12 protein-coding genes and 1 tRNA gene are annotated in these 13,552 nt (G+C 67.8%); 7 read left to right on the top strand and 6 right to left on the bottom strand.

The genetic code is table 11. The annotated features are described in order from the left end of the window. Nucleotides 1-148 precede the first annotated feature (148 nt). Nucleotides 149-3,112, top strand: a complete 2,964-nt coding sequence (locus AWB94_RS03125) for a (Fe-S)-binding protein (RefSeq protein ID WP_062658726.1) — start codon at nucleotides 149-151, stop codon at nucleotides 3,110-3,112. A gap of 34 nt (nucleotides 3,113-3,146) precedes the next feature. Here AWB94_RS03125 and AWB94_RS03130 read toward each other — a convergent pair whose 3' ends face one another. After that, nucleotides 3,147-3,560 carry a hypothetical protein gene (locus AWB94_RS03130; RefSeq protein ID WP_234811595.1) on the bottom strand — a complete coding sequence of 138 codons (414 nt, stop codon included), beginning with the start codon at nucleotides 3,558-3,560 and terminating at the stop codon, nucleotides 3,147-3,149. A gap of 94 nt (nucleotides 3,561-3,654) precedes the next feature. Here AWB94_RS03130 and AWB94_RS03135 point away from each other — a divergent pair, with 94 nt between their 5' ends. Together AWB94_RS03135 and AWB94_RS03140 are read left to right on the top strand one after the other, a co-directional pair. Continuing rightward, nucleotides 3,655-4,953 (top strand): pyridoxal phosphate-dependent aminotransferase, encoded by a 1,299-nt coding sequence (locus tag AWB94_RS03135; protein WP_084395383.1) that lies wholly within the window; start codon nucleotides 3,655-3,657, stop codon nucleotides 4,951-4,953. Between the two features lie 31 nt (nucleotides 4,954-4,984). Beyond that, the gene (locus tag AWB94_RS03140; protein WP_062658729.1) at nucleotides 4,985-6,226 is read left to right on the top strand and encodes a YibE/F family protein; all 1,242 of its coding nucleotides are present in this window, start codon (nucleotides 4,985-4,987) and stop codon (nucleotides 6,224-6,226) included. On the opposite strand, the gene AWB94_RS03145 is transcribed toward AWB94_RS03140, so the two are convergent. The 5 genes from AWB94_RS03145 to dcd all read right to left on the bottom strand — a co-directional run bounded on the left by AWB94_RS03145 (nucleotide 6,223) and on the right by dcd (nucleotide 11,120). Then, nucleotides 6,223-6,591: a nuclear transport factor 2 family protein gene (locus AWB94_RS03145; RefSeq protein ID WP_062658730.1), complete on the bottom strand. Its 369-nt coding sequence runs from the start codon at nucleotides 6,589-6,591 to the stop codon at nucleotides 6,223-6,225. The two genes, AWB94_RS03140 and AWB94_RS03145, sit on opposite strands and share 4 nt — an antisense overlap. Before the next feature lie 9 nt (nucleotides 6,592-6,600). Next, nucleotides 6,601-7,326 carry a maleylpyruvate isomerase family mycothiol-dependent enzyme gene (locus AWB94_RS03150; protein ID WP_062658731.1) on the bottom strand — a complete coding sequence of 242 codons (726 nt, stop codon included), beginning with the start codon at nucleotides 7,324-7,326 and terminating at the stop codon, nucleotides 6,601-6,603. Between the two features lie 2 nt (nucleotides 7,327-7,328). Continuing rightward, nucleotides 7,329-8,639, bottom strand: a complete 1,311-nt coding sequence (locus AWB94_RS03155) for a cytochrome P450 (protein WP_201029590.1) — start codon at nucleotides 8,637-8,639, stop codon at nucleotides 7,329-7,331. Between the two features lie 43 nt (nucleotides 8,640-8,682). Continuing rightward, nucleotides 8,683-10,338 (bottom strand): DUF7159 family protein, encoded by a 1,656-nt coding sequence (locus tag AWB94_RS03160; RefSeq protein ID WP_062658732.1) that lies wholly within the window; start codon nucleotides 10,336-10,338, stop codon nucleotides 8,683-8,685. A 212-nt stretch (nucleotides 10,339-10,550) separates the two neighbouring features. Next, nucleotides 10,551-11,120, bottom strand: a complete 570-nt coding sequence (dcd, locus tag AWB94_RS03165; RefSeq protein WP_062658733.1) for a dCTP deaminase — start codon at nucleotides 11,118-11,120, stop codon at nucleotides 10,551-10,553. Between the two features lie 129 nt (nucleotides 11,121-11,249). Between dcd and AWB94_RS03170 the strand changes: the two genes are divergently transcribed. The 4 genes from AWB94_RS03170 to AWB94_RS03185 all read left to right on the top strand — a co-directional run bounded on the left by AWB94_RS03170 (nucleotide 11,250) and on the right by AWB94_RS03185 (nucleotide 13,491). Further along, nucleotides 11,250-12,449, top strand: coding sequence for a hypothetical protein (locus AWB94_RS03170; protein ID WP_062658734.1), 1,200 nt, complete (start codon nucleotides 11,250-11,252; stop codon nucleotides 12,447-12,449). Between the two features lie 56 nt (nucleotides 12,450-12,505). Continuing rightward, nucleotides 12,506-12,579 (top strand) — tRNA-Gly (locus AWB94_RS03175). 384 nt (nucleotides 12,580-12,963) lie between these two features. Further along, entirely contained in the window at nucleotides 12,964-13,218 is a 255-nt protein-coding gene (locus AWB94_RS03180) for a hypothetical protein (RefSeq protein ID WP_234811596.1), read from the top strand. Continuing rightward, the gene (locus AWB94_RS03185) at nucleotides 13,219-13,491 is read left to right on the top strand and encodes a hypothetical protein (RefSeq protein WP_062658736.1); all 273 of its coding nucleotides are present in this window, start codon (nucleotides 13,219-13,221) and stop codon (nucleotides 13,489-13,491) included. Nucleotides 13,492-13,552: the final 61 nt, after the last annotated feature.

The following is a 13,552-nucleotide window of genomic DNA, read 5'->3' on the forward strand; positions in this document are numbered from 1 at the left end:
ATGCAACTATGAGCAGGCATCTAGCCTAAGTTACTGGCGAGTAACACACCTTAAGTTACCTTTGAGTAACTTAAACCACGGGAGGCGCACGGTGGAAAACAGCCTGGAGCACACGCTCACGACGGGCCGGTTGATCCTTGGTTTGTTGATGACCGCCATCGTCTTGGTGTTCGCCGCCAAGCGGGTGCTGTGGCTGACCAAACTGATCAACTCCGGGCAGCGCGTCGGCGACGAACGCGGCCGCAAAGACCACCTGGTCACCCGCTTCCTGAACCAGAACAAGGAAGTCTTCGCGCAGTCGAAGCTGCTGAAGTGGTCGATCCCCGGTATCGCCCACTTCTTCACCATGTGGGGCTTCTTCGTGCTGGCCTCGGTCTACCTGGAGGCTTACGGCGTCCTCTTCGACCCGGAGTTCCACATCCCGTTCGTCGGCCGCTGGGCCGTGCTGGGCTTCCTGCAGGACTTCTTCGCCTTGGCCGTGCTGGCCGGCATCGTCGTGTTCGCCATCATCCGCATCGCCCGCGAGCCCAAGAAGATCGGCCGCGAGTCGCGCTTCTACGGGTCCCACACCGGCGGCGCCTGGGAGATCCTGTTCATGATCTTCCTGGTCATCCTGACCTACGCGATCTTCCGCGGCGCCGCGGTCAACGTGCTCGGCGAGAACTTCCCCTACCAGAGCGGCGCGTTCTTCTCCGACGGCATGGCCGCCCTGCTCGCCCCGCTGGGCCACACTGCCAACGCCTGGATCGAGACCATCGCGCTGATGGGCCACATCGGCGTCATGCTGGTGTTCCTGCTGATCGTGCTGCACTCCAAGCACCTGCACATCGGCCTGGCCCCGATCAACGTCACCTTCAAGCGGCTGCCGGACGGTCTGGGCCCGCTGCTGCCCATGGAACACAAGGGTGAGCTGATCGACTTCGACGATCCGGCCGAGGACGCGGTCTTCGGGCGCGGCAAGATCGAGGACTTCACCTGGAAGGGCTACCTCGACTTCACCACCTGTACCGAATGTGGTCGCTGCCAGTCCCAGTGCCCGGCGTGGAACACCGGTAAGCCGCTGTCGCCCAAGCTCGTCATCATGAACCTGCGCGACCACATGTTCGCGAAGGCGCCCTACCTGATCGAGGGCAAGCCGATGCCCGAGGCGGGTTCGGTCGATTTCGCGGCGCTGGGCGACAGTCTGCACGGGCACGGTGTGCCCGAGGACGGCTTCGCACGCATTGAGGGCCACGGCCCCGAGCAGGCGCTGCGCCCGCTGGTCGGCACCGCCGAGCAGGGCGGTGTCATCGACCCCGATGTGCTGTGGTCCTGCACCAACTGCGGTGCCTGCGTCGAGCAGTGCCCGGTCGACATCGAGCACATCGACCACATCGTCGACATGCGCCGCTACCAGGTCATGGTCGAGTCGGAGTTCCCCGGTGAGCTCGGCGTGCTGTTCAAGAACCTGGAGAACAAGGGCAACCCCTGGGGCCAGAACGCCAAGGACCGCACCAACTGGATCGACGAGGTCGACTTCGACGTCCCGGTGTACGGCCAGGACGTGGACTCCTTCGAGGGCTTCGAGTACCTGTTCTGGGTCGGCTGCGCCGGCGCCTACGAGGACCGCGCCAAGAAGACCACCAAGGCCGTCGCCGAGCTGCTGGCCACCGCCGGGGTGAAGTTCCTGGTGTTGGGCACCGGTGAGACCTGCACCGGTGATTCGGCCCGTCGCGCCGGTAACGAGTTCCTGTTCCAGCAGCTCGCCGCGCAGAACGTGGAGACCATCAACGAGCTGTTCGAGGGTGTCGAGACGTCGCAGCGCAAGGTCGTGGTGACCTGCCCGCACTGCTACAACACGATCAACCGCGAGTACCCCCAGCTGGGAGCCGACTACCAGGTCGTGCACCACACCCAGCTGCTCAACCGCCTGGTCCGGGACAAGAAGCTGATCCCGATCAACCCGGTCGGCCAGGACGTCACCTACCACGACCCGTGCTTCCTGGGTCGCCACAACAAGGAGTACGAGGCCCCGCGTGAGCTGGTCGGTGCCGCCGGCGCGAAGCTCACCGAAATGCCGCGGCACGCCGACCGTGGTCTGTGCTGTGGTGCCGGTGGTGCCCGGATGTGGATGGAAGAGCACATCGGCAAGCGCGTCAACCAGGAACGCACCGAGGAGGCCCTGGACACCGGGGCGTCCGCGATCGCGACGGGCTGCCCGTTCTGCCGGGTGATGATCACCGACGGTGTCGACGAGGTCACCGCCAGCAGCGACCGCGCCAAGGCCGAGGTGCTCGACGTGGCCCAGCTGCTGCTGAACTCGCTGGACACCAGCATCTACACGCTGCCGGAAAAGGGCGCCGCCGCGGCGGCGTCGGCCGCGCGCGCCGAGGCCAGGGCGGCAACGGAGGCCGCAGTGGCCGCAGAGGCCAACGCCGCACCGGTGCAGGAGAAGGCCGCCGAGCCCACCGCTCCGGCCGAGTCTTCCGCCGGAGCGCCCGCTGCGGCTCCCGCACCGGTCACCGGGCTGGGCATCGCGGGTGGGGCCAAGCGTCCCGGCGCCAAGAAGGCCGCACCGGCCGCGGCTGCGGCAGCTCCGGCCGCCGAGGCTGCGGCCCCGGCACCGGTCAAGGGCCTGGGCATCGCCGGTGGGGCCAAGCGTCCCGGCGCCAAGAAGGCCGCTCCGCCCGCCGCTGCCGCTCCGGCCGCCGAGGCAGCCGCCCCGGCCGAAGCCCCCGCCGCCCCGGTGAAGGGTCTGGGGCTGGCCGCCGGCGCCAAGCGTCCGGGTGCCAAGAAGGCCGCTCCGGCCGCTGCCGCCGCCCCGGCGGCAACCGAAGCACCGGCACAGCCCGCCGCCGAAGCCCCCGCGGCGCCGGCCGAGCCCGCCAAGCCGGAACCGCCGGTCGTCGGGTTGGGCATCGCCGCCGGCGCGCGTCGTCCCGGCGCCAAGAAGGCGGCCCCCACGGCAGCCCCTGCCGCGGCTCCGGCCGAACCGCCTTCCGCGGCCGTCGAACCCGAGTCGACGGCGACCGAACCGGCCGCTGCTGCCGAGCCCGCCGAACCGGCCAAGCCGGAGCCTCCGGTGGTCGGGCTGGGTATCAAGCCCGGCGCCCGCCGCCCCGGCAAGCGCTAACCCTCAGCGAGTTGTGGAGCCGCAGCCGTAATGGTTACGGCTGCGGCTCCACAAGTCGCAATTGGAATGGCGTCGCGCTGGTAATCCCGCCCGGGCAGGCGCCATTCGAATCCGCGGTAAGAACACCGCTCAGCGTCGCAGGATCGATCGTCAAATAGATGACGGCCGGCTGATAACTGCCGTCGTCACAGACATATCCATCGGGCTTGGTCACCGAGAAATTCCACCGGCCGTCCGTGAACGTCATCGGGCTCGTCCAGCCCTGATTGCTGGCCACCGTGCCGGTGCACCCGGTGACACCGCATGCACTGGAAATGGTCCAGAGATTCTCATCGTCACCCCCGGCATAGGTGCCGTTGAGCAACGGTGGATCGGCATATGCCGACGCAGCGAAACCCAGTGCGGCAACGGCGCTCATCGCGAAGGCCGCGACCGTCGCACGTGTCATCGACGTCATAGTGATTCAGGAACTTAACACCGATCACGCAGAAAACTCCGACCCCGACGTCAAATTGCAACCTTGTCGGATTCACCATCGGAAAATGGGTTTGCGAGCCCGTGGGAGAATTAGCCGCGTGAGCACCCACCAGCTGTCGTGGCAGAACACCGGGCAACACCCGCGGCCGCGGACATTCGCGCAGTCCACCAAACTGCAGGACGTCCTCTACGAGATCCGCGGTCCGGTGCACGAGCATGCCTCACGGCTGGAGGCCGAAGGCCACCGCATCCTCAAGCTCAACATCGGCAACCCGGCCCCGTTCGGGTTCGAGGCGCCCGACGTGATCATGCGCGACATCATCCAGGCCCTGCCGACGGCCCAGGGCTACTCCGACTCCAAGGGCATCCTCAGCGCGCGTCGTGCGGTGTTCACCCGCTACGAATTGGTGGACGGTTTCCCGAAATTCGACGTCGACGACGTCTTCCTGGGCAATGGCGTCTCCGAGCTCATCACCATGACCCTGCAGGCGCTGCTCGACAACGGTGATCAGGTACTCATCCCCGCGCCGGACTATCCGCTGTGGACGGCGTCGACCTCGCTGGCCGGTGGCACCCCGGTGCATTACCTGTGCGACGAGACGCAGGGCTGGAATCCCGACATCGCCGACCTGGAATCCAAGATCACCGACCGCACCAAGGCGATCGTCGTGATCAACCCGAACAACCCCACCGGCGCGGTGTACACCCGTGAAACCCTCACCCAGATCGCCGATCTGGCCCGTAAGCATCAACTGCTGCTGCTCGCCGACGAGATCTACGACAAGATCCTCTACGACGAGGCCAAGCACGTCGCGATGGCCTCGGTCGCGCCGGACCTGCTGTGCTTGACGTTCAACGGGCTGTCCAAGGCCTACCGGGTGGCCGGGTACCGATCGGGTTGGCTGGTGATCACCGGCCCCAAGGAACACGCGACCAGTTTCATCGAGGGCATCAGCCTGCTGGCGAACATGCGATTGTGCCCGAATGTGCCTGCGCAACATGCCATTCAGGTCGCCCTCGGCGGACATCAGAGCATCGAGGACCTGGTGTTGCCGGGTGGCCGACTGCTCGAGCAGCGTGACGTCGCGTGGGAGAAGCTCAACGAGATTCCCGGGGTGTCGTGCGTCAAACCGTCCGGCGCGCTGTATGCGTTCCCCCGGTTGGATCCCGAGGTGTATGACATCCACGACGACGAGCAGTTGGTGCTCGACCTGCTGCTGCAGGAGAAGATCCTGATCACCCAGGGCACCGGATTCAACTGGCCCACACCGGATCACCTGCGCATCGTGACCCTGCCGTGGGCCCGTGACCTGGCCAAGGCCATCGAACGGCTGGGCAACTTCCTGGTGAGCTACCGGCAGTAAGGCGCCAGCCCGACCCCTTACCCTTGCTCAGGTGACGCACTCGCACGGGCATTCGCACTCACTGGACGGTCCCTCACCGCTGGGCCCGCTGGCCGCCCGGATCGTCATCGGGTTGCTGGCGGCCATCGGCGTCGCCACCGTCATCGGCGCGGTGTGGTTGTGGCCCAGCCAGCAGAAAGTCGATATCCCGCTGCCGTTCCAGAACTCGTCGGGCGGCGCGGTCACCACCGAGGCCGGCCGGGTGCTGGCCACCGGCAAGTCGGTGTGCGGCGGCCAGGACGTCGGCGCGGTGCTGACCAGAGAATCCCTGCCCACCGGGCCCGCGGATTCGCCATGCGTGCGGTCCATGGTGGCCATCGAGTCCGGCCCCAATTCGGGCGCCATGACCGCGCTGGAATTCAGCGGCGGCCCCAGCCAGCCGCACCTCGCGGTCGGTGATCAGATCCGGATCACCCGCCAGGTCGACCCGACCGGCACCACCACCTACGCGTTCTACGACTACGAGCGGACCTGGCCGCTGGCCGCGCTGGCCGCCGCGTTCGCCCTCGTGGTGGTGGCGGTGGCGCGGTGGCGCGGGCTGCGCGCCCTGATCGGCATCGTGGTGGCGTTCATCGTGTTGGTGGTCTTCCTGCTGCCCGCGCTGCGCGACGGTGCGCCCACCGTCCCGGTGGCGCTGGTGGCGTCCTCGGCGATTCTGTACGCGGTGATCTACCTGGCGCACGGCGTGAGCCTGCGCACCAGCGCGGCCTTGCTGGGTACCCTGTCCGCACTCTTCCTCGCGGCGTTGTTGTCTTGGGCCGCAATCGAATTGACCAACCTCACCGGCCTGTCCGAAGAGGAGAACAACGCCGTCGCCACCTATATGGGCAACGTGTCGATCACCGGGCTGCTGCTGGCCGGGTTCATCGTCGGCTCGCTGGGTGTGCTCAACGACGTCACCGTGACGCAGGCGTCGACGGCGTTCGAGTTGGCCGAGCACGCGACATCACGGCGGGCCATCTTCGCCGGGGCCATGCGGGTGGGCCGTGACCACATCGCCAGCACCGTCTACACGCTGGTACTGGCCTACGCCGGCAGCGCGCTACCGCTGCTGTTGTTGTTCAGCGTGGCCAACCGCTCCCTGGGCGACGTGCTGACCAGTGAGAGCGTGGCCATCGAGATTGCGCGCTCCGCGGTGGGCGGCATCGCACTGGCCTTGTCGGTGCCGTTGACGACGGCGATCGCCGCGGTGCTGGCGACGCCGGGCCCCGTCGGCGGCAAGCCCGTCCGCTAGACCAGATCCGACTCGGAAAGCTCGGTGGCCGCCAACGCCGCCTCCAGGCTGGCATGCCGGAACACCGACGTGACGTGATCGTGCACCACCCGGAACGCCGACCCGAAGGTGTCCGCGTCGGCACCGTCGTCGCCGATCACGGTCTGCTCGGCGACCACCACGCCGTCGTGCACATACATCCGGCCCACGGTCACCGTGTCGCCCAGGCCCTGCGCCCAATCCCGCAACGCCATACGTCCCTGCGCGGCGCCGCCGGCGTCACCGAATTCGATGTCGTCGCTGCACAACCGGTCCAAGGTGTCGAAGTCCCTGGCGTTCAGGGCGTCATGCCAGGCGAGGACGGTGGCGATCTCGGAGGTACTCACGCCACAACTCTAGAACGGCGTGGTGGCCAGCCAGCCATCCCACACGGCGGAGTCGCCGAGCACTTCGACACCGTCGCCGCGGCGCCGGGTGATGGCCAGCAGCAGATCCCGCGCGGAGCCGCGCACCGCCGCATCACCTTTGGCGTGCGCGTGCGACCACGCCAGGCCGTCTTCGTCGTTGACGATCAGCCACTCCCCCGTCGGGCCCAGCGTGTCGTCGGTGGCGTGCAGGTGCAGTCGCTGTCCCGGTGACAGGCCCTGGCCGCGGGCGGTGCTGAGCTCGATCCATTCGCTGACCCCGTCGGCGGCCAATTCGGCCGGCAGGCTGAAGTCCGCTCCGGTGGCCAGGTCGGCGTCGGCGCGGTGCACGGTCACCTCGTGCAGCCGGCGGCGGATCCACCAGCCGGCCGGCCGCGGCCCCAGGAACGTCCACACCCGTTGTGAACCCACCTGCTCCACGGCGTCCAGGATCAGCTGCGCCCCGGCGTGCAGCCATGCGATGGCGGCGTCGGGATCGTCGGGCGGTTTGCCGTCTGGCACGTCGCGCGGGTCCAGCGGCTCGGACCGACGGTCGCTGATGATCTTTGCGCTCCAACGGTTTCCGCGGCCGACGTGGCGGAACAACTGTTTCAGGGTCCAGCCCGGACATGTCGGGACGGGCGTCGACGGATCCGCCTCACGGATCACGTCTCCGAAGAGTTTGGTCTGTTCGAGCAGGGCGGCCCGGAAGTCCACGCCTACGACCGTAGCGCGGGACGCGCTTCCCCGAGGGCGATCGGCAGGGTCGCCCACCCGCGCAATACCCGGGTGTCACGCCGGGCTCCGGTACCGGCCAGCCTGGCGTTGGGATACCGCGCGAAGAATGCCTGCAAGCCGACCTCGCCTTCGGCGCGGGCAAGCGCGGCGCCCAGGCAGAAATGCCGGCCGGCCGAGAACGACAGGTGCCGCCCGGCATTGTCGCGCTCGATGTCGAAGCGGTGCGGATCGTCGAACACCGCGGGGTCACGGTTGGCGCCGGCGAGATGGACGATGATCAGTTCGCCGCGCTGCACCGGGGTGCCGGCCAGGTCCAGATCGCGCCCGGCGATGCGGGCGCTCATCTGCACCGGCGAATCCAGCCGCAGGATCTCCTCGACGGTGTTGGGCCACAACTCCGGCCGCATGGCCAGGGTGTCCAGGTGTTCGGGGTGGTCCAACAGCATCCTGATACCGTTGCCCAGCAGGTTGACCGTCGTCTCGAAACCGGCCGCCAGCACCAGCCCGGCCAGTGCCTTGAGCTCACGCTCGGTCAGCGGGGCGCCGGCCGCTCCACCGTCGGAGGCGGCGATGATCTGGCTCAGCAGGTCCTCGCCGGGATTGCGGCGCAGCTCGCGCAGGTGCCCGCCGAGCCAGTTGTCGAATCCGGCGATGCCCTCCTCGACCTGCTGGGACTGCGCCCAGGACAGGCCGATGTCGAGGCTGGGCGCGGCCAGCTCGCCGAAGCGCAGGATGTTGGGCCGGTCCCGTTCGGGGACGCCGAGGATATCGCCGATGACGGCGACGGGCAGTTGCGAGCAGTACCGATCGACGATGTCGACGGTGTCGCCGCCGAGTTCGTCGAGCAGCTGGTCAGCGCGCTCCTGGACGCGTTCGCGCAGCCGCGCCACGGCCCTGGTGGTGAACACCGACGAGACCAGCTTGCGCATCCGGGTGTGTTCGGGCGGCTCGATGGACAGCAGCGACGGCGGCTGGATGGGGTGCAGCAGGTCGTCGGAGGTGTGTTCGACGATCCAGCGCAGCGGCTTGGGCAGGTTGACGCCCAGCGCGCTGACCCGCCAATCCTCGGAGCGCAGCACCTCGGCGGCGATGGCGTGGTCGAAGGTCAGCAGCACGGCCCGGCCGCGGACCACCCGGCCCAGTGTCCGCATCTCGTCGGCGAAGCCACCGGGATCGGTGCGGGCCTGGGGGTCGGCGATCAGCCGCGCCTGCGGGTCACCCCGCTTCGCCGCCACCGCGGAGATTCCGCGCACCACCCCGTGCAGAGCCAGCCAACGAATCCGTTGCCGCATGGCTCTCGAGCTTACGGCGCCCTGCGCGGGCGCAGAAGATCACTCAGTGCGGGGCGCAGAAGATCAGGAAGCAGGGGCCACTCTTCTTCGGGCCGTCGCCGTGATCGCCGCGGCCGCCACCGGGACCGTTGCCGCCTTGGTTACCCGAGCCCGGGTAGCCGCCGTTGGACCCGCCGGGGTACTGGCCCGGATAGCCACCGTTGCCACCCTGGTTACCCGAACCGGGGTAGCCACCGTTGGAGCCGCCGGGGTACTGGCTGGGATAGCCGCCATTCGAGCCGCCCGGGTACTGGCCGGGATAGCCGCCATTTGAGCCGCCCGGGTACTGCCCGGGATACTGGCCCGGGTAGTCGTCATCCGGGTCCTGCTGCTTGGGGCCGGGATCCCACGGCGGCCGCCACACCGGCACCTGCGGGCGCGGCCACACGAACACCGGCGGCGGCACCACGACCGGCGGTGCGACCACCGCAGGAGCTGGGGCCGGCGCCTCGGGCGCGGGGGCCGGCGGGGGCGCGGCCGGTTCCGGTGCGGGTGCGGCCGGCGCGGGGGCCTGCTCGACGTACACCTTGCGTGGTGCGGGGGCTTCCTGCACCACCGGGATGGGCGCCTTGATGGTCTCGGCGGCCGGCGGTGGCGGGGGCGCGGCCGACTGCACCGGCGCTGCTTCCGGGGCAGGTGCGGGCGCGGCGGGCGGCACGCTCGGGGCGACCGCGTTCTGCGCAGGCGATGGACGCTGATCGGCGGTGGGCCGGATGCTGACCGCCAGCGAAACGGCAAGGGCCACAACGCCGACCACGAAAATGGACATCAGGGCGCTGCCCACCAGGAAGAAGGGCTTACGGCCTTCCTCGACCGGCGGCGGCGTTTCGGCGAATGCGGCGTCGACATCGTCGGCGAACAGCGGCGTCTCACCTGACGACATCGCCAGCTGCGTGTCGGCGGCGGCCATGGCCGCGTACGCCGATCCCGCGGTGGGGCCGTCGGGGTCTTGCGAGTAGGCCAGGCCGACGGTCGACGCCTCGAAGGTGGGCGCGTTGGCGGCGGCCAACGCGGCGCCGCGGGCCAGGGCCAGTTCGGATTCCTCCGGAGCGCTGACCGGAATGTCGACGAGGTGCTCGAGGTGGTCTTTGACCGACGACACGTCGACGCCGGAACCGACGATGAACATGCCCTGCGGCGCGGTCGACTGACCGGCGACCGCGGCGGCCATGTCGGCCAGCACGGCCATGGCGTCGGCGCTGTGCAGGCTGCGGCTGAGGACCTTGACGACAGAGCCGTCGTCACCGTTGACGACCGACAAGGTGGCGGTGTCACGATCGAGGAACAGCAGCGCGGTGGACTGGTAGCCCACGGCGGCGCCGGCCGCCTGGGCCAGCGAACTGGCGGCGTGCAGTTCCGAGACCAGCATGACGTCGGTGATGCCGTGGGCGGCCAGCGCGTCGCGCAGCGCCGCGGCTTCGGTGTGGTCGGTCCACGTCACGCCGATGTGGGCCAGATGATGACCGCCGGCCTCCGCGCTTTCCTGGGTGCCGAGCACCGCCTGGACCACTTGATCGGCCGCACTGGGCGTTGCCGAGTCGTTCGATGGCGTGACCGGGAAGACGTCGTGGTCGACGGTGGCCCCGTCGGCTTTGTCGCCCTCAACCAGCACCATGCGCACCGTCGTAGGTGTCAACGACACACCTAATACGATGTCCACTTACCCCTCCAAAGTGTTTGCTACACCATCCAGATCGCCGAGGGCCGCGCCCGCGCGGCACAAAGCGCCGACTAGATGGTTCATCGCCTTCGCCCGCGGCGCCGTTACACCCGACGACGTTAGCTAGACCACTTAATCGACCCTACCCGCGTCACGCCGCGGTGGCTCGACCGTGTTCGGCTCACACCCTGCCACCGCAGGCTGTGCGGGGGCTATGACTGGATGAAGTTCTGGTAGGACCGCGACGGCGTCGGGCCGCGCTGGCCTTGGTATTTGGAGCCGGCCGCGGCGCTGCCGTAGGGGTTTTCGGCGGGGCTGGTGAGCCGCAGCAGGCACAGCTGGCCGATTTTCATCCCGGGCCACAAGGTGATCGGCAGGTTGGCCACGTTGGACAGTTCCAGCGTGATGTGGCCGCTGAAGCCCGGGTCGATGAAGCCCGCGGTGGAGTGGGTCAGCAGGCCGAGCCGGCCCAGCGAGGACTTGCCTTCCAGCCGGCCGGCCAGGTCGTCGGGCAGGCTGCAGCGTTCCAGGGTGGCGCCCAGCACGAACTCGCCGGGGTGCAGCACGAACGGCTCACCCTCCTTCGGCTCGACCAGCGAGGTCAGGTCGTCCTGGCGCTGCGCCGGGTCGATGTGGGTGTAGCGGGTGTTGTTGAACACCCGGAACAGGCTGTCCAGGCGGACGTCGACGCTGGACGGCTGGATCAGGGCGTCGTCGAACGGGTCGAGCGCCAGACGGCCGGCAGAGATCTCGGCGCGGATGTCGCGGTCGGAGAGCAGCACGCGATGAGCCTAGCCACCCCGCGTGCATCCGTGCCGAGTCGCGCAGACATCGCCGATCTTCAGCCAGCGCACAGTATTGACGTTAACGTCAATAGATCGAGCGGTTCCGGCCCGGACAGGAGCTTCCAAATGCACGCACTCGCAACCCGATTGAGCCTTCCCGCGGCGGCGCTGGTCGCCGCTGGAGTCGTCACGGTGACACCCGCGGTGGCCCCACCGCCGGCGTTGTCCGTCGCCGCACCACCGGTCCTGCACAGCGTGCAGCTGCCGGACATCCAGCTGGCCGCCACCGTCGCCGACATCCTGGAATTTCCGGCGCTCAAGCAGTGGGTGCGCAACCAGGTCGTCGACGCGGCCACCCTGGCCGTCGGCTGGGCCAAAGCCGGTGAAGGCGTCGGCATGACGCTGCGCGGCGCCCCCGAGTTTGCGCGCACCCTGCTTCAGCAGGTGTTCGCCGGTGACTTGCTCGGGGCGCTGACGACCATCGAGGAGGGCTTCGCCGGTGCCGTCACCGCGATCGGCGGCCCGTTGCTGGTATCGCTCATCGAGCGCAATCAGCGATCGTTGGCCGTGGATCTGGCGATGCAGGAGGCGGTGCCGGCCGCGCTGATCGGTTTGGGCACCGCGCTGGTCGCTGGGTTCGACGACGTCGCCCGGTCGGTGATCATCGCCGGGCAGAACGTCGTCGATTCGTTGCTGCCCATCAATCTCGGCAATGTCATCAATGCTCTGGTGGACGGCGTCAAACTGATCGCGCAGGGGCTGGGCGAGGGGGCCGGCAAGATCGTCGACGGCATCGTGTTCGCGCAGCAGACCATCGCCACCGCTCTGGCCGCGCAGCCGCCGAACACGCTCGCCGCGCCGACGGCGAAGGCGGCCGGGGCTGCCGCCCTGTCGGTGTCGACGCCGCCGAGCACGGCCGACACGACGGTGGTCACGTTGAAGACGGCGACGGATATCACCGGCTCGAGCGCTTCGAGCCCCTCAGGCCTCTCGACACCTTCGGCGACCGCGGATCCGACGCCGACCGCGGCTCCGACCCCGAGTGCGACGGCGACACCCAGTGCGACGCCCAGCCCGACCGCACCCAAGGCCGCCGACGATGTCACCAAGACCGGCAACAAGTTCGAGCCGGGTTCCAAGGTCTCCGACGTCGAGACCAGCACGGGATCCGACGAGTCGACGAGTACGCCGACCACTGGGACGTCGGGTGCCCCTACGACGACCACTACGACGGGTGAAGCCGCGTCGGGCGATACGACCTCGGCCGGGACCACCGGCCATGCCGAGGCTCCGAGCCGCCAGGATGGCGGCGCGGCGGCAGCCTGATTGCGGCGCCCGACCCCGGCGGTGCTAACCTTCCTGATCACCAGCACCGCTGGTACGCCGATGTAGTTCAATGGCAGAACATCAGCTTCCCAAGCTGAATACGCGGGTTCGATTCCCGTCATCGGCTCCACGAACGCCCTGATAGCGGCATATCTACCCGTCCGATCCATGCACCAAGCAGCAAACGTGACCGTCTTTTGACCGTGCGGCTGCGGGACGGTTCCCGAAAGATCGTTGCTGCGGGCCAAAGGCTGCTCAATGAGCCTCCCCGACAATGCAGGTTATCGAACATGCGTTCGCATTTTGTCGGAGTCGTCATCTACCGTCAACACCATGAGCGCCGAGCATCCTCACCACGCGGATGGGTGTCGATTAACAACCAACGGCAATCAATGCTCCTACACTGACGACATGACGGACCTGGGGAGGCCCGGTACAAGGTGGGATAGCCGTCGAAGCCGTCGCGAACGCCATTGCTCGCCGTTGGCGGGACCAAGCCGACACAACCGTTCGAATGGTGACGCCGACTGCTGTCTATCTCCATGAACGAAAACTTGTTGAGTGGGTCTTTGAAAGCACCAAGACTGCAGCTGACTTTGCCGACACTTTTAAGCAGATTCGAAAGCGCGGAATCGATGTCGCGATCGTGTTGCCGATGCCGGAACTCGGTCGCGCACATGAAGAATTCTGGGGAACGGGCCTGAGCCTGTATGGCTGGATCGACCGGGGCGACAACGTGATAAGGTTCACGGGTCCCGAGGTCGCGTGAATGCCGCCGTCCCTCGTCACTCAAACAATCATCGCGTTCATCTGGGATTTCGACCGGACGCTGACGCGTGGCTATATGCAGAAGCCCTTGTTCGAACACTACAACGTCGACGAGGCGGAGTTTTGGCGCGAAGTCAATGCGCTCAAGACATTCTACGCAGATTACGACCTGCAAATCGCCGAAGATACCGCATACTTAGAGCACACCCTGAACTACGTTCGCACGGGCAAGTTTCCTGGACTCACGAACGGATTACTGGCTCTTCATGATTGAGGGTGTAGAACGGTCAGCTGCTGTCGGCCTGTGATTGGGGTGTCTGGTTGGCTGGGTGTGT

Source organism: Mycolicibacterium canariasense, assembly GCF_002101555.1.
GTDB classification, from domain to species: Bacteria; Actinomycetota; Actinomycetes; order Mycobacteriales; family Mycobacteriaceae; genus Mycobacterium; species Mycobacterium canariasense.

Coding starts and splice junctions, on each gene's coding strand:
- AWB94_RS03125 (WP_062658726.1), top strand. CDS start 149: ATGACCGCCATCGTCTTGGTGTTCGCCGCCAAGCGGGTGCTGTGGCTG.
- AWB94_RS03130 (WP_234811595.1), bottom strand. CDS start 3,560: ATGACACGTGCGACGGTCGCGGCCTTCGCGATGAGCGCCGTTGCCGCA.
- AWB94_RS03135 (WP_084395383.1), top strand. CDS start 3,655: ATGGGTTTGCGAGCCCGTGGGAGAATTAGCCGCGTGAGCACCCACCAG.
- AWB94_RS03155 (WP_201029590.1), bottom strand. CDS start 8,639: ATGCGGCAACGGATTCGTTGGCTGGCTCTGCACGGGGTGGTGCGCGGA.
- AWB94_RS03170 (WP_062658734.1), top strand. CDS start 11,250: ATGCACGCACTCGCAACCCGATTGAGCCTTCCCGCGGCGGCGCTGGTC.
- AWB94_RS03180 (WP_234811596.1), top strand. CDS start 12,964: ATGGTGACGCCGACTGCTGTCTATCTCCATGAACGAAAACTTGTTGAG.
- AWB94_RS03185 (WP_062658736.1), top strand. CDS start 13,219: ATGCCGCCGTCCCTCGTCACTCAAACAATCATCGCGTTCATCTGGGAT.